Genomic DNA, 20459 nt, shown 5'->3' with positions numbered 1-20459 from the left:
ATAAATCATTATGGACTATTTATATCTTTATTGTCAAGAATTTTGTCGAAAGTCGTTGGATAAAGTTGCATTTATTGAAGAACATTATCTGGAACGGGCAATCTTAATACGAATATCTTCTCCGAAAATAAGGAAAATATGATAATAGCTGATGATTCGGGAAGAGATACGTTCACTGTAAATGTCCTGAATTGCTTCCACCGGGAGATTCGTGGAGATGATCGTGGATTTTCGGTATTCCTGGCGATGATTCAGGCAGAGGAAAAGTTGGGATACGGTGAAATTATTGACGGTTTCTGTTCCAAGATCATCAATAATGAGTGTATCGCAGTTCATAATGGAATCGAACAGCGTATCCTCATAAAATGTGTCTTCAAGTTCATCCGTATGACCAAATGTATGTTTTTCAAAGGCTTCGATCAAATCAAAAGCCGTCATGTAAAGCACGGAACGAGAATCTTTCAGAAGTTCGTTGGCAATACAATGGGTTAAAAAGCTTTTTCCGACGCCGGTGTTTCCCGTAATAAAGATGTTGGCAAAGCGCTGGTCAAAATCACGGATAAAGGCCTTACATCTGGAAACAATGGTACGCATATTTTCTGCCGGACTGATACCGAAACGGGGATCTGTTGCTTCGGAATAATAGCCGATGTTAAAGGTGTCAAAGTTTTCTGTTTCAAGAATCGGTGCAATACGTGACTGATCATAAATTTTCTGGGCTGCGGCCTGACGAAAACAGGTACACAGGTCATTGCCTGAAAAACCGGTATCTTTGCATATCGGACAGATGTAGTGAAGTTCCGGATAGTCTTCCGGAAATCCACTGGAAATAAGGAGTGTACGCTGCCGTTCCTTTAATTCGGTAATCTGGTGGTGCAGCCGTTTGGCGGCTTCCGAATGGCTGAGAGCCGGGTTCAAAATACGGTCCCGGGCTTCGTCGGCACAGAGAGAGACAATGGTCTGCTCCAGGGTTCGGTATTCAGGGATTTTCTCATAAATTTCCTGAATACGCAGATCCTGAAGATGTTTTTGCTCGGCCTGGCGCCGGTCGTAATCTCTCATGATTGTCTGATATAGTGAATTATTCAGCATGATAATTTATCCTCCTGGGGCAGTTACTGCTGATTGTCTGAATGAAGTTTTTTTACAAATTCGACTTCCATGTTGCTGTAGTCATAGGAACGCTGATTGAAATTATGGAACCGGGAAGCCGGTTTTTTAGAAGCTGATGTTTTTGGTATTTTTCTTTCCTGAGACTGGTGGTCTCTTGCTGCTTTTGCTTTGTCAAAGGCGTCATCCAGACGTCGGACATCCTCCAGAGTTGTGACCTGATGATCACGCCAGCCCTTCAGAATCTTTTCGGCGTACTGAAAGCTGGCTGAATGGGCAGTCAATATGGTCCGGCGGCAGGCTTCGCTGATCAGTTCCTGAGAAAAGTGATATTCCTGATTCCATCGGCGGATAAAAATAAGTTCATCTTCCGTAAGAAATCGGCCTTTAATGCCAAAAGCATTCATCACGGAAGTGTTTAATTGATTAAATGAAGCACAGTAAGTCTTGGCTTCTTCAACGGTTGTGATGCCGGCTTCCGTCCAGCCGATGGCCACGGCCTGGATATAGTTCATTTTCCGGTGGCCGTTGGAAATGCAATATTCAAAAAGATGCTCGATCAAATCCTGAGACATACCAAGTTCATTGTGGAAAAACAGTATGGTATTCATGTCGGATTGATTCAAAGGCTTGCCTGTGTACTGCTGGATGATAAAAAAGAGCTGGTCACCGTTTTGTTCTTCCATAAAAATCTGTAGATCATCGACAGAATAAGCCGGTATCCGGTACCCGTTTGTTTCCTGAATCATCGACGGAGATGGAGACGGTGCTGCCGGACGGGCAGGTGCGGCGGTCGTTTCATGGTGGTAAGGTGCCGTTACCGGACGAAGACAGATGGCTGTAATATTTCCTTCTTCGTCCCAGGCAACGCGCAGAAGTCCTTCCTGTTCCCAGAAGCGAAGCGCACGCTTTACATCATTTTCAGTCATGTTAAAAAAGTCGGCGATGGAAGTTGTCGTGATGGATGCTTCCAGGCAGCCGGCCCAACGAATCAGATAAAGATAAATTTTTAAAAATTCTCCATTTGCTCCGGACATATAGTGATCGAGAAATTCATTTGGAATCATCGTAATATTCCGGGGCATGTCTGTATGTAATTGAATCGATTTCATAAGTCATTCACCCTAAAAAATAATATAACGTGTTTTTAGTATACCATGTTTTGAAATGGTTGGAAATAGGCCGCGATTTCAGGGTGGGAGGCTGTGGAAAATGTGGAAAATGTGGATAACTTTTGTGGATACATTTTTCGGCAACAGAAGAAATGTCGAAATATCTTGAATAATTAAGAGGTTTGGAAGGTTTTGGGGATGGATTGTGGAAAAAGTTATGTAAATAGAATTATCCACAGGTTTAAAACGGAAAAATGTTAATAAATCTGTGGATAATGTGGATAAGTGGTGAAAAGTATAATAAAAACAAGGGTAAAAAAAGTGGATAAAATTGTGTACCCTTTTTTTGCCCTTGTTTAAAAATCTCTTATAAATCGGTTATTTCAGAAGATCTTCACCGACATTGACAATATCTCCGGCTCCCATAGTGATGACCAGATCGCCTGGATGACAGTTCTTTAGTAAGAAGTTTTCAATTTCTTCAAAGGTGGAGAAATAGTCCACTTCCGTTCCCTGTTTCCGGATTTCTGCCTGCAGATCTTTGGAGTGGATCTCTCCCGTATCCGCTTCTCTGGCTGCATAGATATCTGCAAGTACCACATGGTCGGCCAGAGAGAGGGCCTTTCCGAATTCGTGTAAAAGCGCTTTGGTACGGGTATAAGTATGTGGCTGGAATGCACACCATATTTTCCGGTGCGGATAATTTTTTGCAGCTGTCAATGTCGCTTCGATTTCTGTCGGATGGTGTGCATAGTCGTCAAGAATTGTGATGCCGTTCACTTCACCCTTATATTCAAATCGGCGGTCTGTGCCTCTAAATTTCATCAGACCTGCTTTGATATGTTCCATTGGTATACCGAGTTCTCTGGCGGCAGCAATGGCAGCCAGAGAGTTGGAGACGTTATGCAGGCCGGTGACATTCAGTGTGATGTGGTCCAGTTTTTCTCCATTAACATATAGATCATAGCTGCCGCAGGCATATTCATTAAAGGATATATTTTTGGCTGTGTAGTCGTCATCGGCTTCCAGTCCGTAAGTGATGATCTTGCATGGAAGTCCCTGGGTGAAGTAGGATAAATCCGGAATCTCACCATTGATGATCAGGATGCCGTCTTTATTCAGCTTTTCGGAGAAAAGACGGAAGGAATGACGGATATCGTCCAGGTCTTTAAAAAAGTCCAGATGATCCGCATCCACATTCAGGATCAATTCAATGCGCGGATTGAATTTCAGAAAGCTGTTGGTATATTCGCAGGCTTCGGTGATGAAATTCTGAGAGCGGCCGACGCGGATGTTACCGTCAATATCTTTTAAAATTCCGCCGACGGAAATCGTAGGATCACAGGCACCGGCCAGCATGATCAGGGAGAGCATGGAGGTGGTTGTGGTCTTTCCGTGGGTTCCGGATACAGCGATGGAATTTTTGTAGTTGCTCATGATCTGACCGAGCAGTTCGGCTCTGTCCATGTGAGGGATGCCTTTACGGATAACAGCCTGGAATTCCGGATTGTCCGGATGGATTGCAGCAGTATAGACGACCAGATCAATATCGTCGGTGATGTTTTCAGCTTTCTGTCCATAGACGATAGACGCGCCATGATGTTCAAGTTTTTCAGTAATAGGCGAGGATTTCATATCCGAACCGGTGATGGAAAAACCGCGTTCAAGAAGAACCTCTGCCAGACCGCTCATGCTGATGCCGCCAATACCTATAAAATGGATTTTTATCGGACGGTTAAAGTTAATTTTATACATATTAAATAACACTTCCTTATTTTATTCATATTTCATGATTATACATTATAACTTGCTTTTGGGAAAAAAGAAAGGTTCTAAAACAGAAAATAAATATGCACAAAATAGATTATCAAAAATTGTGCAAAAATAACGTTGGTTTTAGACGGTTTGTCGAAAAAAATCGGAATATTGAACATTTTTTTGGGTTGAGCAGGAAAAAAATAGTAAAAAGTGTTCACAATTCAAGCCTGAAGTGCTATAATTAAATAATCATACAGAACAACAAGAGGTGATTACGTGGTTAAGAAGGAAATGATAGCCATGCTTCTAGCAGGGGGGCAAGGCAGCAGGTTAGGCGTATTGACGGCTCATGTGGCCAAGCCTGCAGTTGCATTTGGCGGTAAGTATCGTATTATAGATTTTCCGTTGAGTAACTGTATTAATTCAGGTATTGACACAGTGGGTGTACTGACACAATATCGGCATTTAAGATTAAACACACATATTGGGATTGGTATTCCGTGGGATCTGGACCGGAATTATGGCGGCGTAACGCTGTTGCCTCCATATGAGGGCAGCGAGAATGCGGACTGGTATTCCGGTACGGCAAATGCGATTTTTCAGAATCTGGAATATATTGAAAGTTATAATCCGGAATATGTTCTTATTCTGGGTGGTGATCATATTTATAAGATGGATTATGAGGTGATGCTGGATTTCCACAAGTCGAGAAATGCAGCGATCACCATTGCATGTATGCCGGTTCCGTGGGAAGAAGCCAGTCGTTTTGGTGTCGTTGTTGCGGACGAGACAGGACATATTAAAGAGTTTGAGGAAAAACCGGAGAAGCCGAGCAGTAATCTGGCGTCGATGGGTATATACATTTTCAATTGGCCGATATTAAAAGAAGCACTTTTAACGTTAAAAGACCAGCCGGGATGCGATTTTGGCATGCATGTGATTCCGTATGTTCATGAGAAAACTCAGAGTTGCTATGCGTATGAGTTTAATGGCTACTGGAAGGATGTAGGAACGCTGGGTTCCTATTGGGAATCCAACATGGAATTGATCGATATTATTCCTGAATTTAATTTATATGAGGAGTTCTGGAAAATTTATACGAATAATGATATGATAACACCTCTGTATTTTGCGGATGGTTCAAAGGTGGACCGTTGTATCGTTGGAGAAGGATCTGAGATTTACGGAGAAGTTTACAACAGTGTCATAGGCTCCGGCGTTGTCATTGAAGAAGGTACGGTCGTGCGGGATTCTATTATTATGAGCGGCACACGTATCGGAAGAAATTGTACCATTGATAAAGCAATCGTTGCAGAGAATGTTGCGGTTGGTGATAATGTTGTATTCAGCGTTGGGGAATATGCTGAGAGTGCTTTGAATCCAAAGGTTTATGCCTTTGATCTGGTGACAGTTGCAGAGAATTCTGTTATTCCATCCGGCGTTCAGATCGGAAAGAATACGGCGATCGTGGGCAAGACAGAAGCAGCAGACTATCCGAATGGACTTCTTGCGAGCGGACAAGCTATAGTTAAGGCAGGTGAGATGTGATGAAAGCAGTTGGAATCGTATTAGCAGGAGGCAGCAATAACCGGATGGGTCAGCTGTCAAAAAAGAGAGCAGTTGCTGCGATGCCGGTGGCCGGAAGTTATCGGTGTATCGATTTTGTTTTAAGTAATATGAGCAATTCTCACATTCAGAAGGTTGCCGTATTGACACAGTATAATTCACGCTCCCTGAATGAACATTTAAATTCATCCAAATGGTGGGATTTTGGACGTAAACAGGGCGGTTTATTTGTATTGACGCCGTTTATTACGGAAGAGAACAGTTCCTGGTATATGGGTACGGCGGATTCTATCTATCAGAATCTGGATTTTCTGAGGAGATGTCACGAACCGTATGTGATCATCACCTCTGGAGACTGTGTTTATAAGATGGATTATGATAAGATCCTGGACTATCATGTTCAGACGAAGGCAGATATTACCGTGGCAGTGAAGGATATGAGTGATGCTTCGGAAGATATTCACCGTTTTGGCATTGTACGGACCGATGCCGAAGGACGTATTACGGATTTTGAAGAAAAACCGTTGATCGCTCAGACGAATACGGTATCCATCGGTGTGTATGTGATTCGCCGTCGTTTGCTCATTGAGCTGGTCCAGAAGGCTCATGAAGAGAACAGATATGATTTTGTACAGGATATTCTGGTAAGATATAAAGATGTAAAGAAAATTTTTGCATACAAACATGAAGGATACTGGCAGAATATCTCCACGATTTCGTCCTATTATCAGACGAATATGGATTTCCTGAAGCGGGATATACGGGAATATTTTTTCAGAGATTATCCAAATGTTTTATCAAAGGTTGAAGATTTGCCGCCGGCAAAATTCAATCCGGGTTCGAACATAAAGAATGCCTTGATTTCCAGCGGATGTATTGTGAACGGTGAAGTTCAGAATTCTATTTTGTTTAAGAAAGTTTATGTTGGTAATAACTGTGTCATTCGGAATTCTATTATATTAAATGATGTTTATATCGGGGACAATACAGTCATTGAGAATTGCATTGTAGAAAGCAGGGATACGATCCGTGCGGATTCTCACTATGTCGCTGAAGAAGGAAAGATTAACATTGTAGTGGAGAAAAGCGACCGATATATCTTATAATCAAAGAACCTGGGGAGGACTTAAAACATGCAAATTACAGACGTAAGAGTACGCAAAGTAACAAAAGAAGGAAAAATGAAGGCGGTTGTTTCAATCACATTGGATAATGAATTTGTCGTACATGATATCAAGGTGATTGAAGGCGAAAAGGGATTATTTATTGCTATGCCGAGCCGGAAGGCGGCTGACGGAGAATACCGGGATATCGCCCATCCGATTAATTCAGAAACAAGGGAGCGAATTCAGAGCATTATTTTGGAGAAATATGAAATAGCTGCGTTGGAGAGCGAAGAAGCGGCGTTCTAAGAGTTAATATATGGGGTTGATTGAAACAGGAAGAAAAATAGATGCGTTTTTCTTCCTGTTTTTTGTGTGATAAGTCGGCAACAGCTTGACAAATCCCGGCCTTTCTGTATATGCTTTTAAATACTGAGGAGGGAGAATTATGTATTTAATTGCAGGTCTGGGCAATCCTTCCAGGACTTATGAAGGGACCCGGCATAATATTGGATTTACAATGATTGATGCGATTGGAAATAAGTTTGGCATCGATGTGACAACAAAAAAACACAAAGCACTGGTTGGCCGGGGGATGATCGATGGCATGCGGGTCATTCTTGCAAAGCCTCAGACGTATATGAATCTGAGTGGGGAGAGTATTCGGGAGATTACAGACTTCTACAAAATTGAACCGGAAAATATCATTATTATATATGATGATATCAGTCTTGATGTGGGACAGCTTCGAATACGGAAAAAGGGGAGCGCCGGTGGACATAATGGCGTCAAGAATATTATTGCCCACCTTGGAACTCAGGAATTTCCGAGAATTAAGGTAGGCATTGGAAATAAACCGGAAGGATGGGATCTGGCTGATTATGTTTTGTCGAAATACACAAAAGCGGAACAGGAGGCTCTGGAAGAGGCCTCGGAGGGTGTCATCGGCGCAGTGAAGTTGATGCTCATGGACGATATTGAAGCAGCAATGAATAAGTATAATGCAAAGAAGAGGGATGCACGATGAAGTTATTCAGAGAGCCGTTACTTCAGCTAAGTGAATACAAAAATATCTGTAAGAATCTGGAGGATAATGAATGCCCGGTTTACGTGGAGGGGTGTGTGGATGCTCAGAAAACACACTGGATGGCCAGTTTTTCTGAGGCGTATCCTTTTAAATTGATCGTTACCCACAGCGAAAAAAGGGTGAAAGAAATATATGAGAATTACCGTTTTTTTGATAAAAATGTTCAGGATTATCCAGCCAGAGATATTATTTTTTACAGTGCAGATGTTCACGGGCAGGCCTTGGTGCGTCAGCGTCTTTCAGTCATTCAGAAACTTTTGGAACAGGAGCCGGTGACGGTAGTCACGACAATTGACGGATTGATGGACAGTCTTTTGCCGCCGGAAAAATTGAGTCAGCAGATTATGCGTTTGAGGGAAGGCGGTATTTGTGACCAGGAGGATTTGATCCGGAGGCTCATTCATATGGGGTTTGAGCGAGCTGTTCAGGTGGAAGGTCCGGGGCAGTTTTCTGTCCGGGGTGGAATACTGGATATCTATAATCTGGCGGACGACTGTCCCTACAGGATAGAATTCTGGGACGATGAGATTGATACGATCCGCAGTTTTGATGCTGAAAGCCAGCGCTCGATTGAACGGCATGAGGAAATTTCCATATATCCGGCGGCCGAAATGGTCTTTACAGAGGTAAGGATACAAAAGGGAATGGCAAAGATCAAGAAAGATGTGGATAAGGGTGTCCGGCTTTTTCAGAAAGAAGGAAGACCTGAGGCAGCGAGCCATTTAAAACATCTTTATGATGAGGCAAAAGAAGCTTTTGAATTTTCCTTTGGCAGTACGAACATGGACAGCCTGATTCGTTATTTTTATGAGGAGACAGTGTCCTTTCTGGATTATTTTCCGAAAAATGAAACGCTTATTTTTCTGGATGAATCGGCAAGACTTCAGGAAAAGGCGGAAGGCGTTACCAGAGAATTTGAAGAAAGTATGAAGGGACGACTGGAGAAAGGTTATATTATTCCCGGCCAGATGGAAATTTTATATTCGGAAAAAGAATTGTTTCAACGGCTCGGAAAATGGCGGAGTCTGATGTTAAGTACGTTGGACCAGAAAATAACCTATCTTTCTCCAATGCATAAATATCATCTGGAGGTTCAGTCGATTCAGTCCTATCATCGGAATTTTGAACTGCTTGTTAAAGATCTGAAACGATGGAAACGAAGTAAGTATTGTATGGTGCTGGTGGCAAATTCCAGAACACGGGCTGAGCATTTGGCCAGAGATCTTCAGGAGTATGAATTGCCGGCTGTGGTAACAGAAACGATGAACCGGATTGCCGAACCGGGGCAGATCGTCATTTGCTATGGAAATCTACACAGCGGTGTGGAGTATCCGCTCATTAAATTTGTGATTTTGTCTGAAAGCGATATTTTCGGAGAGGCGAAGAAACGGCGCAAAAAGAAAACCGAATACAGCGGACAGAAGCTGAACAGCTTTATGGATTTGAATATCGGCGACTATGTGGTGCATGAGAACCATGGGCTCGGTGTGTATAAAGGCATAGAAAAGATAGAAGTCGATAAGGTTGAAAAGGATTACATCAAAATCGAATATTCCGGCGGAGATAATCTCTACATTCTGGCAACTCAGCTGGATATGATTCAAAAATATGCCGGGGCTGATGCGAAACGGCCGAAACTGAACAAACTGGGCGGACAGGAATGGCATCGGACAAAAAGCCGGGTGCGCGGTGCGGTCAAAGATCTGGCTGAGGATTTATTGAAGCTTTATGCGGCGCGCCAGTCTCAGGAGGGTTTTTCCTACGGACCGGATACCATCTGGCAGCGGGAATTTGAAGAGGCTTTCCCATATGAAGAAACGGATGATCAGCTTTCGGCTATTGAGGCGACGAAAAGGGATATGGAAAGTAAGCGGATCATGGACCGGCTCATCTGTGGTGATGTCGGCTACGGAAAAACAGAGGTGGCCATCCGGGCGGCGTTTAAAGCGGTTCAGGACGGTAAGCAGGTTGCCCTCCTGGTGCCGACAACGATTTTGGCTCAGCAGCATTACAATACATTTGTTCAGCGGATGAAAGATTATCCGGTAGTCATCCGGAGCATGTCCCGGTTCCGGACAAAGACGGAGCAGGCAGAGACGGTCAGAGAACTGAAAAAAGGTATGGTGGATATTCTGATCGGAACCCATCGGATTTTGTCAAAAGATATTGAATTTAAGAATCTGGGATTACTCATTGTAGATGAGGAACAGCGTTTTGGCGTGGCCCATAAAGAAAAGATCAAAAAGCTGCGGGAAAATGTGGATGTGTTGACGTTGTCGGCCACACCGATTCCAAGAACCCTTCATATGAGCCTGATTGGTATCCGGGATATGAGTACACTGAGTGAACCTCCTATGGACCGGATGCCAGTGCAGACCTATGTCATGGAATATAACGAAGAAATGGTCCGGGAAGCGATTTCCCGGGAGATTGGCCGGGGCGGCCAGGTTTATTATGTATTTAATCGGGTAAATGGCATTGTGGAAATGACGGCGGCCATTCAGAAGCTGGTGCCGGAAGCGGAGGTGGCTTTTGCCCACGGTCAGATGAGTGAGCGGGAACTGGAAAAGGTCATGTACCGTTTTATCAATGGAGAGGTTGATGTGCTGGTTTCCACGACAATCATCGAGACCGGACTGGATATTTCCAATGTCAATACGATGATCATTCATGATGCGGACCGTCTTGGCCTGTCACAGCTTTATCAGCTTCGGGGACGGGTTGGGCGTTCAAATCGGACAGCTTATGCTTTTCTGCTTTATCGCCGGAATACGGTCCTTCGGGAGGTGGCTGAAAAACGTCTGGCAGCAATTCGGGAATTTACAGAGTTTGGCTCAGGATTTAAGATCGCCATGCGGGATTTGGAAATCCGGGGAGCGGGAAATCTTCTGGGGCAGCAGCAGAGCGGCCATATGGAGTCGGTGGGCTATGATCTTTATTGTAAAATGCTCAATGAGGCGGTCTTAAAGCTTAAGGGTGAGACGGTAACAGAGAATGATTTTGAGACAGTGATGGATTTAAATCTGGATGCTTATATTCCGGCATCTTATACTAAAAATGAGATTCAGAAGCTGGAAATTTATAAACGAATTGCCGGTATCTCTAATGAAGAGGAGTATGAAGAAATGGTCGATGAACTGAGTGACCGGTTTGGCGATCTGCCGAAATCGGCTCAGAATCTTCTTGATATTGCACTGTTAAAGGCCCAGGCCCATGAGGCGTGTATTACTCAGCTTTCCTGCCGGGGTGATGAGACAAAGATATTTATGTACAATCAGGCGGCAGTATGCGTTGAACGGATTCCGGCACTGATTGAGAGATATGGACGGAGACTTCGGTTCAAACCGGGGGAGACCCCATATTTTGTATTGAAGATGCGCAAAGAGGAGCAGCAGGATATTTTAAAATGTGAAAAAAATGTGATAAAAGATGTAAAAGGATTGCTTGAAAATGTGAAATAATCTATAATGGACAAAGTGACGAATAACATAATCGGGAGGAATTAGATTATATGAAAGCATTTATGAAGCGGATATTATCCGTGGTGAGCATTGGAGCAATAACGGCGGCACTTCTGGCAGGCTGTGGAAATCAGGGAAAAGCAGGTGCAAGTGCAGCGTCCGAAGATGCGGCGGTGACGATGGAACAGGGAAGTATCAGTATGGGCGAAGCCAGATTGTATGCTTATGTAATGAAAAACCAATATGAAGCCTATTATGGCCCTTCGATTTGGGATATGGAAGTCGAGGATGGCGTGACTTTAGGCGACTCCATGAAAAATGTGATCACAGACCAGCTTGTTCAGACGATCATTCTCAACAGTCAGGCAGAGGCTTACGGTGTATCTTTAAGTGATGAAGATAATCAGGCGGTTGAGGAATATGTAAAAAACTTCAAGACCAATATTGGTGAAGATGTAATGGAAAAAGAAGGTTTTACAGAAGATAATATTCGTTCAGTCGTACAGAAGAGCACCCTGGCGGGTAATGTTTATCAGGCGATGTTTGATGCGGAAGAGGTTGAACTGACGGATGAAGAAAAGGCAGATGCAACCTGTATTAAGGTTCAGCATGTACTGATCTCTACGACAGATACAACCAAGAAGGATGATGAAGGCAACAACGTAGATATGACGGATGAAGAGAAGGAAGCCTATCTGGCTGAACAGAAAGAAAAAGCCGAGGAAGCTTTGACAAGAGCAAAGAACGGTGAAGATTTCCAGGCTCTGGCCGACGAATACAGTTCCGAGAATGCCGGATTCGAATTTTCTTTTGATAAAAATGGTTATGATCCTGTGAACATGTCCTCCATGGTAGAGCCATTCTATACCGCAGCATGGAAACTGGGTGAGGGAGAGATCAGTGATCTTGTGGAAAGCCAGTATGGTTATCATATTATCAAATGTGTTTCCTTAAATGATGAGGAAGCTACTCAGGCATCCATCACATCGGCTGAGAATAATAAGAAATCCACAAGTGTGGATGAAAAGATGAGCCAGCAGATTAATGAGGCAAGTTATACTGAATCGGAAGCATGGAAAGCATATAAGCTGGTATCCGAAACTGCTGAGGATGAAACGGCCGGCGAAACAGGAACGAGTGAATCGGTGGCTGGTGAATCGGGAGAAACTTCTGCAGAAACAGAGAATTCCTCCGAATCCGCGGCGGAATCAGAATCCTGATAACAAGTAAAAGTGAAAGTATCGTTTTGTGGCTTTTTACGGAGCGGCAGCACGATACTTTCTTTTTTTAACGGCACTTTTGCGCGTGAGCACGTTATCTGAATAAATAATACTGTTGACAAGCAATTTAACGTTATGTATATTATTAATACTGGAGATATTCAAAGAATCGGGGGGTAGAGATGTTAGGCGTTTTGATTAATGTGGGGACAGTATTGGTCGGAAGTCTGGTCGGACTGTTTTTAAAACGGGGAATTCCGGAAAAACTCACAGAGGCATTGATGATCGGAATCGGACTATGTACTGTGTTTATCGGAATTTCCGGCGCGCTTCAGGGAGAGAATACGTTGGTACTTATTTTATCAATGGCTATCGGTACAGTGATCGGGACGTTATTGGATATTGATAAGCAGCTGAATCGGTTAGCGGCCTGTGTGGAAGCGCGGTTCAGGCAAAAGGATGGGCAGATTACGGTAGCGGAAGGGTTTGTAACGGCCAGTCTTTTATTTTGTGTGGGAGCAATGACGATCGTCGGTTCTCTGCAGGCCGGGCTTACCGGAGATTGTGAGATGCTGTATACCAAGGCCACGCTGGATTTGATTTCATCCTGTGTCTTAGCGGCCAGTCTGGGCATTGGGGTTCTTCTGGCAGATATTTTTGTTTTCATTTTTCAGGGAGGGCTGGTGCTTCTGGCCGGGTTGATCGCCCCCTTTTTGACGGACTATGCGATTGGGGAGATGACTTGTGCCGGTTCGGTTCTCATCATTGCCCTGGGACTGAATCTGATCGGAGTGACGAAGATCAAGGTGGCGAATTACCTGCCGGTAATTTTGATACCGCCCGTATTATGTCTGTTTATGTAGGTGAAAACAATGGAAACAGGTGACTTTTATCAATTTTTCTGTGTACAAATAAAAAAATCATGATAGAATAGTACACATGGAAATGTAAAAACAGAGGAGATTTACCATGGAAAAAGAGACAAAATCGATTAGAATTGCCATCATGGGAGCCGGAACTGTCGGCGGCGGCGTTTATAAGCTGCTCCAGATGCGTAAAAGCGATATGTACCAGAGAGTGGGTGCGGATATTGAGATTGCAAAGATTCTGGTCAAGAGCATTCCGGAAACCCGTAAGGATGTGGATGCATCTTTATTGACTGAGAATTTTGATGATATTATGAATGACGACAGTATTCAGCTGGTTGTTGAGGTCATGGGGGGCATTGAACCGGCCAGGACCTTTATTCTGCGTTGCCTGAATTCAGGGAAGAGCGTCGTATCTGCCAATAAGGATCTGATCGCTGTCCACGGCAGAGAACTTTTAGATGCTGCGGAAGCCAATAAGGTGGATTTTATGTTTGAAGCTTCCTGTGCCGGCGGTATTCCGATCATCCGGCCGTTGAAACAGTGTCTGATCGCGAATGAGATTACGGAGATCATGGGTATTGTCAATGGCACGACGAACTATATCCTGACTAAGATGGCACAGGAAGGTATGGAGTTTGAAGAGGCCCTTGCGAAGGCTACCGAGCTTGGTTATGCAGAAGCCGATCCGACGGCTGATGTGGAAGGTCTGGACGCGGGACGTAAGATGGCGATCATGGGTTCCATCGGTTTTCATTCCAGAATTACCTTTGATGATGTGTATACTGAGGGAATTACTCATATTACTTCGAAGGACATTAAATATGCCAAGGATATGGACTGTGTGATCAAACTGCTCGGTATTGCCCGGAATACGGACAACGGCGTGGAGGTTCGTGTACATCCGACGTTGATCAGTAAAGAACATCCCCTTGCATCGGTCAATGATGTGTTTAATGCTGTATTTGTTCATGGCGATGCGGTGGATGATACGATGTTTTATGGAAGAGGCGCCGGGGAGATGCCTACGGCCAGTGCGGTCGTGGGTGATGTGCTTGAGGTGGCCCGGAATATTAAGGGCAAGTGCCTTGGCATGTTCGGATGCACTTGCTACAGAGAGTTGCCGATCAAACAGATTGGTGATATTGAAAGCAAATATTTTATGCGTATGGTTGTCAGAGATTGTGCCGGAGTGCTTGGTAATGTGGCAAGTATTCTTGGGAACAACCATGTCAGCATTGAGAAAATCATTCAAAAACCAGCAGGCTGTGATACGGCAGAGATTGTGGCTATCACAGATGTTGTTCAGGAAAAGAATTTTAAAGCGGCCATGCAGACATTGAATGATATGTCCTTTGTTCAGGAGATATCTTCTATGATTCGCGTATACGCTTAATTTCGGGGCGCCGCAGGGCGCCCCTTTTTCACTTTATACTTCTATCAGATGAAATTATTCTTGAAGGGAGAGGGTGTCATGGCAAAAGAGTACGAACGACTTTTGAAATGTCTGGACTGTGTACGGGCAAAGACCGATTTTCGTCCGAAGACGGCATTGATCCTTGGTTCCGGATTGGGCGACTATGGTGAGAGTATACAACTGGAATGTACGATGGATTATTCGGAAATTGAAGGATTTCCGGTATCTACCGTGCCCGGGCATAAAGGTCGCTTTTTGTTTGGCTTCATAAAAGGGGTCCCGGTGGTGGCCATGCAGGGTCGGGTGCATTATTATGAAGGTTATCCGATGGCAGATGTGGTACTTCCGGTCCGTCTGATGCGGTTGATGGGAGCGGAGATCTTATTCCTGACCAATGCCTCCGGAGGAGTCAATGAGACTTTTGCACCGGGAGATTTAATGTTGATTCGGGATCAGATTTCTGATTTTGTACCATCGCCTTTGATTGGTGAGAATATTGAAGAATTCGGTCCGCGTTTTCCGGATATGAGCCATATTTATGACGAGGGACTTCAGGGTGTTTTGCGGGATGGGGCGGCAAAACTGGGGATCCCTTTGAAAGAGGGGGTCTATCTCCAGTTTACGGGGCCGAATTATGAATCTCCGGCAGAGATTCGGATGAGCCGGATACTCGGAGCAGATGCTGTGGGGATGAGTACGGCCTGTGAGGCCATTGCTGCCAACCATATGGGAATGAAAATCTGCGGTATTTCCTGTATATCCAATATGGCAGCGGGAATTTCCGAAAAACCTTTGAATCACCAGGAAGTACAGCAGGCAGCGGATCGGGTAGCGCCTCTGTTTAAAAAGTTTGTTACGGAAAGTATCTATCGCATGGGAAAGCTTTAAATTCATTAAAGGTTATTTTGAGGTAGAGTTATGAAAATTATTATTGCAGGATGCGGCAAAGTCGGTTACACACTTGCTGAACAGCTCAGTGAAGAAGGTCATGAAATTACAGTGATTGAACCGCGGGCGGAAAGAGTTGAGGCGGCGGTTGATGCGCTGGACATCATCGGATATATCGGCAACGGGAACAGTTATAAAATACAAAAGGAAGCCGGCGTTGAGGAAGCGGATCTGCTGATCGCCGTGACCGGACATGATGAGGTCAACCTTCTCAGTTGTCTCATTGCCAAGAAGGCCGGTAACTGTCGGACTATTGCCCGTGTGCGGAATCCGGAATATGTGGATGAAATTGGATTTATCAAAGAAGAACTGGGACTATCGGTAGCTATAAACCCGGAACTGGCGACGGCCAGAGACATTGAACGACTGATTCAGGTGCCATCGGCTCTGGATGTGGATACTTTTGCAAAGGAACGGGCCTATATGGTGCGTTTTGAAATTCCAAAGGGCTCGCCATGGCATGAGCTTCGGGTGATGGATGCTGCCGTTAAATATGGCAATCATTTTCTTGTTTGTATTTTAGAGCGGGGAGATGATGTGGTCATTCCAAGCGGTCATACGATGATGATGGAAGGGGATACCATTTCCATGATCGCACCGACAGAGGATATGAACCGCCTGTTTAATGTGATCGGAATACCGACCCGGCCGATTCGCAATGTTATGATTGCCGGGGGTGGAACGATTGCCTATTATCTGGCTCAGAGACTGCTGAGGTCGAAAGTGAATACGACCATTGTTGAGAGTAATTTACAGCGGTGTAATCAGCTGAGTGAGAGATTGGACAGGGCAACGATTATTTACGGGGATGCGGCGGACAGCAAACTTCTTCTGGAAGAGGGATTGGAGCAGATGGATGCCTTTGTGGCGCTGACCAATTTTGATGAAGAGAATATCATGCTGTCACTGTATGCTCATCAGGTATCGAAGGCAAAACTGATTACAAAGATCAATAAAATTGCCTTCGAAGGTATCGTTAAAAGTATTCCGGTAGGAAGTATCATCAGTCCGAAATACTTGACTGCGGAACATATCATCCAGTATGTCCGGGATCTGGGGAACAGCATGATTGATGAGCGGGACAGCAAAGTGGAGATGGTCTACCGGATTGCCGACGGCAAAGCAGAGGCGTTGGAATTTTCAGTGGAAGACCATTCCAGGGTGATCAATGTGCCGTTGATGAATCTTAAATTAAAACCGAATTTATTGATCTGCAGTATTATGCGTGCCAATAAGGTCATCATACCTTCCGGTCAGGATTGTATATTGCCCGGGGATAAGGTGGTCGTTGCGGCGACAGGTACCCATTTGAGCCGGATAGAAGATATTTTGGACGGAGCGGTGAAGTAAGCTATGAATTATGGAAGTATACGATACATAATCGGCTGTATTTTAAAGGTCGAAGCCCTTTTAATGCTGTTGCCGATGGCAGCGGCCGTGATTTATAGGGAACGCAGCGGTCTGGCCTTTGTTGTCTGCGCTTTACTCTGTCTGGGTGTCGGAACACTGCTTTCTTTAAAAAAACCGAAAAAGACGACATATTACGCCAAGGAAGGTTATATATCTGTGGCCCTTGGTTGGATCGTAATGAGTATTATGGGATGTCTTCCTTTTGTTTTCAGCGGTGAGATTCCTTCGTTTGTCGATGCTGTGTTTGAAATCATTTCTGGATTTACGACAACGGGAGCCAGTATCCTGCCGGATGTGGAGGCCATGTCCAGGTGTATGCTGCTCTGGCGCAGCTTTTCCCACTGGGTCGGCGGTATGGGGGTTCTCGTATTTATTCTGGCCATTTTACCGTTGGCCGGAGGCGAACACAATCTGCAGCTTATGAAGGCGGAATCACCGGGGCCTTCTGTTTCCAAGCTGGTGCCGAAGTTGAGAGCCACAGCAATCACGCTGTACAAAATATATCTGGGTATGACGATTATAATGCTCATTCTTTTGATCATCGGAAGAATGCCGGTGTTTGATGCTCTCTGTATTACTTTTGGTACGGCAGGGACCGGCGGTTTTGGCGTATTAAACAGCAGTATGGGCAGTTACAGCCCTTACCTTCAGGTCGTAACGACCGTCTTTATGATGCTTTTTGGTGTAAATTTTTCATTTTATTTCTTGATTCTTTATCGGAAAGCAAAGGATGCCTTTTCTATGGAAGAGGTCCGGTGGTATTTTGCCATTTATTTTAGCGCTGTCTTTTTAATGACGGCAAGTTTAACGGTCCAGGGAGGAGGCATACTGCATAATTTCCATCATGCGGCATTTCAGGCGGCGTCTGTTATGACAACGACGGGATATTCCACCACCGACTTTAATTTGTGGCCCTCTTTTTCAAAAGCTATTTTGCTCACACTTATGTTTATTGGGGCCTGTGCGGGAAGTACGGGCGGCGGCATCAAAGTTTCAAGGGTTATCATATATATGAAATCTGTAAAAAAGGAGATGGCAGCGCTTATTCATCCGCGAAGTGTGAAGGTTACAAAGTTGGAGGGAAAGGTTGTGGATGATACCATGCTTCGGTCTGTATTTGCATTCCTTTCGGCCTACCTTGTGATTTTTGTGGTTTCCCTGCTTGTGGTGAGCCTGGATGGCTTTGATCTTGAAACAAATTTTTCAGCAGTGGCGGCAACCTTTAACAATATTGGGCCTGGCCTGGGTGCAGTCGGCCCTGTGTCCAATTTCAGCGCCTATTCGGTACTGTCCAAACTTGTATTATCCCTGGATATGCTGATTGGACGTCTGGAAATTTTCCCGATTTTACTTTTGTTTGCACCATCGACATGGAAAAAATAAAACTTAAAGAACTTCAGAAAGAGGCACGAAATCGTAGCCTCTTTCTTTTAGATTGAGGATGATGGCTTTCAGAGCTTCCGGCGTGTTTTCGGTTCCCAGATGCATGCGTATAATGGCGCCGCTTTTTAGCTGAGAATTGCGGCATACTGCATTGATGATGGCTTCCGAATCATAGTCCTTCCAGTCCATGGAATCACAGCTCCAGCCGATCGTAGTGTAGCCGCAGTTTTTGGCCAGCTGAATGAGCTGAGGCGTGGAAGCACCGTAGGGCGGCCGAAAAAAGGTCATATCCAGTCCGGTCCGGTCTTTGATCTTCTGGTGGAGGGCCGCCAGTTCGTGTTCGCATTCGGCATCGGATAGCTGGACCATATTTTTGTGGTTTTCTCCGCTGCTGCCAAGAATATGGCCGGCTTTGGCAATTTGTTTTACATCTTCCGGATGAGCATCCGCCCAGGCGCCGGTGATAAAAAAGGCAGCCGGGACCTGGTTGGTTTCAAGAATATCGAGAATCTGGGATGTCGTGTCACTTTCTGAAACTGTGTCGAAGGTCAGGGCAACGACAGGTGCGTCGGTGGGGAGAAATTCGATTAGTCCCTCATCGGCTCTGGCCGAAGCGGTGATAAAGATATCCGGATAAATCCATTCATAAAAAAGAGTACCAAGGAGAAATAGTGTGCAGACGATACAGCCGGTCTTTAGAAATGTTTTCATAATGAGAAAATCCTTTTTTTATCAACTTATGAAACGAGCTTGGGGAATATTCAGAGAAAAAGCGGCATGAACGAACAGGGCTCATGCCGTCTCAGACTAGCGCAGGACAATATAAACAGAATAGATCAGATAAGCGGCGGCACAGGCTGCGCCCATGAACCGTCCCATTTGTCTGCGGAGTTTGCAGAAAATATAGATAATCAAAGTCAAACCAATCAAAATAAGAATGTCGGTAAAGGCAGCCGCATCGGAAGCAATCGGATGGACGGTGGAGGACATGCCGAGAATAAACATAATATTGAAGATGTTGGAACCGACGACATTTCCAAGGGCCAGGCCGCTTTCGCCTTTTCTGGAAGCGGTGATCGATGTCACCAATTCAGGCAGTGAAGTGCCGATGGCAACAATGGTCAGACCGATAAGGGTTTCACTGAGACCGAAGGCGGCGGCGATCCGACAGGCATTATCCACGACCAGATCGCCACCGACAATAATGGCGGCCAGGCCGAGACCAATATAGATCAGACTGGTGTGCATCGGCAGAGGCCGGTCCATATCATTGACGGTGATGGGATTTCGGATGGCCGAGATGACCGTCATAACAAGATAGGCAGCCATCAGGAAAAGCAATATCAATCCCTCTGTCCGGGAGAGGTAGTCGTCCCGTATAAAAAACAGAAGTAAGACCGAGCTGAGGATAGCGATTGGGAAATCCCGTTTCATAATGCTCTGGTCCACGATAAAAGGCTTTATGAGGGCGCATATGCCAACGATAAGTACCAGGTTAAAAAGGTTGGAACCAATGACGTTGCTCAGGGCCAGTTCATTACTTCCGGCCAGGCCGGCGGTGATGCTGACAGCGGCTTCCGGTGCACTGGTTCCCATGGCTACGATTGTCAGCCCGATGACTACAGAAGGCACTTTTAAAAGTCTGGCAATAGCCGAACTTCCTTCAACGAAATAATCAGCACCTTTTACTAACAGAAAAAAACCGATAATTAATAATATATACATCATAAGCTTCTAATCCTCTTCAATGACATGAATTTCCAGAAAATCAAAGGGAATTTCTTCGACAAAATTATCCTGGGTAAAACGGGTCTTATTATGCCTTTTAAATTCACGGATATTGGCGTCCAACCAGATTGGCTGGGACAGATCAAAAATGAGGCTGGCATCTGCCACAGCCTGAAAGACTTTGGCGGTCCGGCTCATATCAGGGTCATCCAGGGCGATGACTGTATCCTGAACCAGGCGGTTTTCTTTAAAAATTTTCATCCATATGCGAAACATGACTTACAACTCCT

Annotated in this window: 17 protein-coding genes; 11 read left to right on the top strand and 6 right to left on the bottom strand. The window is 44.8% G+C overall.

What is annotated here, in order from left to right:
* Positions 1-84 precede the first annotated feature (84 nt).
* The 3 genes from EV212_RS07690 to murC form a co-directional block, all read right to left on the bottom strand.
* Entirely contained in the window at positions 85-1092 is a 1008-nt protein-coding gene (locus EV212_RS07690; protein WP_243115505.1) for an ATP-binding protein, read from the bottom strand.
* A 23-nt stretch (positions 1093-1115) separates the two neighbouring features.
* Entirely contained in the window at positions 1116-2222 is a 1107-nt protein-coding gene (locus EV212_RS07685) for a DnaD domain protein (RefSeq protein ID WP_132091320.1), read from the bottom strand.
* Positions 2223-2600: 378 nt separating this feature from the next.
* The gene (gene murC, locus EV212_RS07680) at positions 2601-3977 is read right to left on the bottom strand and encodes a UDP-N-acetylmuramate--L-alanine ligase (RefSeq protein ID WP_132091317.1); all 1377 of its coding nucleotides are present in this window, start codon (positions 3975-3977) and stop codon (positions 2601-2603) included.
* A 279-nt stretch (positions 3978-4256) separates the two neighbouring features.
* Here murC and EV212_RS07675 point away from each other — a divergent pair, with 279 nt between their 5' ends.
* The 11 genes from EV212_RS07675 (at position 4257) to EV212_RS07625 (ending at position 18441) form a co-directional block, all read left to right on the top strand.
* A complete protein-coding gene (locus EV212_RS07675; RefSeq protein WP_132091314.1) occupies positions 4257-5528 on the top strand; it encodes a glucose-1-phosphate adenylyltransferase in 1272 nt (423 codons plus the stop codon).
* The gene (gene glgD / locus EV212_RS07670) at positions 5528-6652 is read left to right on the top strand and encodes a glucose-1-phosphate adenylyltransferase subunit GlgD (protein ID WP_132091311.1); all 1125 of its coding nucleotides are present in this window, start codon (positions 5528-5530) and stop codon (positions 6650-6652) included. The genes EV212_RS07675 and glgD overlap by 1 nt, the downstream gene beginning before the upstream one ends.
* Before the next feature lie 27 nt (positions 6653-6679).
* Positions 6680-6958, top strand: coding sequence for a septation regulator SpoVG (gene spoVG, locus EV212_RS07665; RefSeq protein ID WP_132091308.1), 279 nt, complete (start codon positions 6680-6682; stop codon positions 6956-6958).
* Between the two features lie 139 nt (positions 6959-7097).
* On the top strand, positions 7098-7676 hold the full coding sequence (gene pth, locus EV212_RS07660) for an aminoacyl-tRNA hydrolase (RefSeq protein ID WP_132091305.1): 579 nt from the start codon (positions 7098-7100) through the stop codon (positions 7674-7676).
* On the top strand, positions 7673-11197 hold the full coding sequence (gene mfd, locus EV212_RS07655; RefSeq protein ID WP_132091302.1) for a transcription-repair coupling factor: 3525 nt from the start codon (positions 7673-7675) through the stop codon (positions 11195-11197). The genes pth and mfd overlap by 4 nt, the downstream gene beginning before the upstream one ends.
* Before the next feature lie 50 nt (positions 11198-11247).
* Entirely contained in the window at positions 11248-12417 is a 1170-nt protein-coding gene (locus tag EV212_RS07650) for a peptidylprolyl isomerase (protein ID WP_132091299.1), read from the top strand.
* Positions 12418-12599: 182 nt separating this feature from the next.
* Positions 12600-13280: a DUF554 domain-containing protein gene (locus EV212_RS07645; RefSeq protein WP_132091296.1), complete on the top strand. Its 681-nt coding sequence runs from the start codon at positions 12600-12602 to the stop codon at positions 13278-13280.
* Between the two features lie 106 nt (positions 13281-13386).
* Positions 13387-14679 (top strand): homoserine dehydrogenase, encoded by a 1293-nt coding sequence (locus EV212_RS07640; RefSeq protein ID WP_132091293.1) that lies wholly within the window; start codon positions 13387-13389, stop codon positions 14677-14679.
* A 78-nt stretch (positions 14680-14757) separates the two neighbouring features.
* A complete protein-coding gene (locus EV212_RS07635; RefSeq protein ID WP_132091290.1) occupies positions 14758-15588 on the top strand; it encodes a purine-nucleoside phosphorylase in 831 nt (276 codons plus the stop codon).
* Between the two features lie 30 nt (positions 15589-15618).
* Positions 15619-16998, top strand: coding sequence for a Trk system potassium transporter TrkA (gene trkA, locus EV212_RS07630; RefSeq protein ID WP_132091287.1), 1380 nt, complete (start codon positions 15619-15621; stop codon positions 16996-16998).
* Positions 16999-17001: 3 nt separating this feature from the next.
* A complete protein-coding gene (locus tag EV212_RS07625) occupies positions 17002-18441 on the top strand; it encodes a TrkH family potassium uptake protein (protein WP_132091284.1) in 1440 nt (479 codons plus the stop codon).
* A 3-nt stretch (positions 18442-18444) separates the two neighbouring features.
* On the opposite strand, the gene EV212_RS07620 is transcribed toward EV212_RS07625, so the two are convergent.
* From EV212_RS07620 to EV212_RS07610, 3 genes are all read right to left on the bottom strand, one after another.
* Complete coding sequence (locus EV212_RS07620; RefSeq protein ID WP_132091281.1) at positions 18445-19152, bottom strand: polysaccharide deacetylase family protein; 708 nt, start codon at positions 19150-19152, stop codon at positions 18445-18447.
* 96 nt (positions 19153-19248) lie between these two features.
* Entirely contained in the window at positions 19249-20169 is a 921-nt protein-coding gene (locus EV212_RS07615; RefSeq protein WP_132091278.1) for a calcium/sodium antiporter, read from the bottom strand.
* Positions 20170-20175: 6 nt separating this feature from the next.
* Entirely contained in the window at positions 20176-20445 is a 270-nt protein-coding gene (locus tag EV212_RS07610; protein ID WP_132091275.1) for a hypothetical protein, read from the bottom strand.
* Between the last annotated feature and the right edge of the window lie 14 nt (positions 20446-20459).

The organism is Frisingicoccus caecimuris (genome assembly GCF_004340975.1).
GTDB classification, from domain to species: Bacteria; Bacillota; Clostridia; order Lachnospirales; family Lachnospiraceae; genus Frisingicoccus; species Frisingicoccus caecimuris.
The sequence above is the reverse complement of the archived record's forward strand: the minus strand, read 5'-3'. Positions and strand labels throughout refer to the sequence as shown.

What these genes read in the sequence shown, in the direction of transcription:
- EV212_RS07690 (WP_243115505.1), bottom strand. Translation starts at nt 1,092, where the DNA reads ATGCTGAATAATTCACTATATCAGACAATCATGAGAGATTACGACCGG.
- EV212_RS07685 (WP_132091320.1), bottom strand. Translation starts at nt 2,222, where the DNA reads ATGAAATCGATTCAATTACATACAGACATGCCCCGGAATATTACGATG.
- murC (WP_132091317.1), bottom strand. Translation starts at nt 3,977, where the DNA reads ATGTATAAAATTAACTTTAACCGTCCGATAAAAATCCATTTTATAGGT.
- glgD (WP_132091311.1), top strand. Translation starts at nt 5,528, where the DNA reads ATGAAAGCAGTTGGAATCGTATTAGCAGGAGGCAGCAATAACCGGATG.
- spoVG (WP_132091308.1), top strand. Translation starts at nt 6,680, where the DNA reads ATGCAAATTACAGACGTAAGAGTACGCAAAGTAACAAAAGAAGGAAAA.
- pth (WP_132091305.1), top strand. Translation starts at nt 7,098, where the DNA reads ATGTATTTAATTGCAGGTCTGGGCAATCCTTCCAGGACTTATGAAGGG.
- mfd (WP_132091302.1), top strand. Translation starts at nt 7,673, where the DNA reads ATGAAGTTATTCAGAGAGCCGTTACTTCAGCTAAGTGAATACAAAAAT.
- EV212_RS07650 (WP_132091299.1), top strand. Translation starts at nt 11,248, where the DNA reads ATGAAAGCATTTATGAAGCGGATATTATCCGTGGTGAGCATTGGAGCA.
- EV212_RS07645 (WP_132091296.1), top strand. Translation starts at nt 12,600, where the DNA reads ATGTTAGGCGTTTTGATTAATGTGGGGACAGTATTGGTCGGAAGTCTG.
- EV212_RS07640 (WP_132091293.1), top strand. Translation starts at nt 13,387, where the DNA reads ATGGAAAAAGAGACAAAATCGATTAGAATTGCCATCATGGGAGCCGGA.
- EV212_RS07635 (WP_132091290.1), top strand. Translation starts at nt 14,758, where the DNA reads ATGGCAAAAGAGTACGAACGACTTTTGAAATGTCTGGACTGTGTACGG.
- trkA (WP_132091287.1), top strand. Translation starts at nt 15,619, where the DNA reads ATGAAAATTATTATTGCAGGATGCGGCAAAGTCGGTTACACACTTGCT.
- EV212_RS07625 (WP_132091284.1), top strand. Translation starts at nt 17,002, where the DNA reads ATGAATTATGGAAGTATACGATACATAATCGGCTGTATTTTAAAGGTC.
- EV212_RS07620 (WP_132091281.1), bottom strand. Translation starts at nt 19,152, where the DNA reads ATGAAAACATTTCTAAAGACCGGCTGTATCGTCTGCACACTATTTCTC.
- EV212_RS07615 (WP_132091278.1), bottom strand. Translation starts at nt 20,169, where the DNA reads ATGATGTATATATTATTAATTATCGGTTTTTTTCTGTTAGTAAAAGGT.
- EV212_RS07610 (WP_132091275.1), bottom strand. Translation starts at nt 20,445, where the DNA reads ATGTTTCGCATATGGATGAAAATTTTTAAAGAAAACCGCCTGGTTCAG.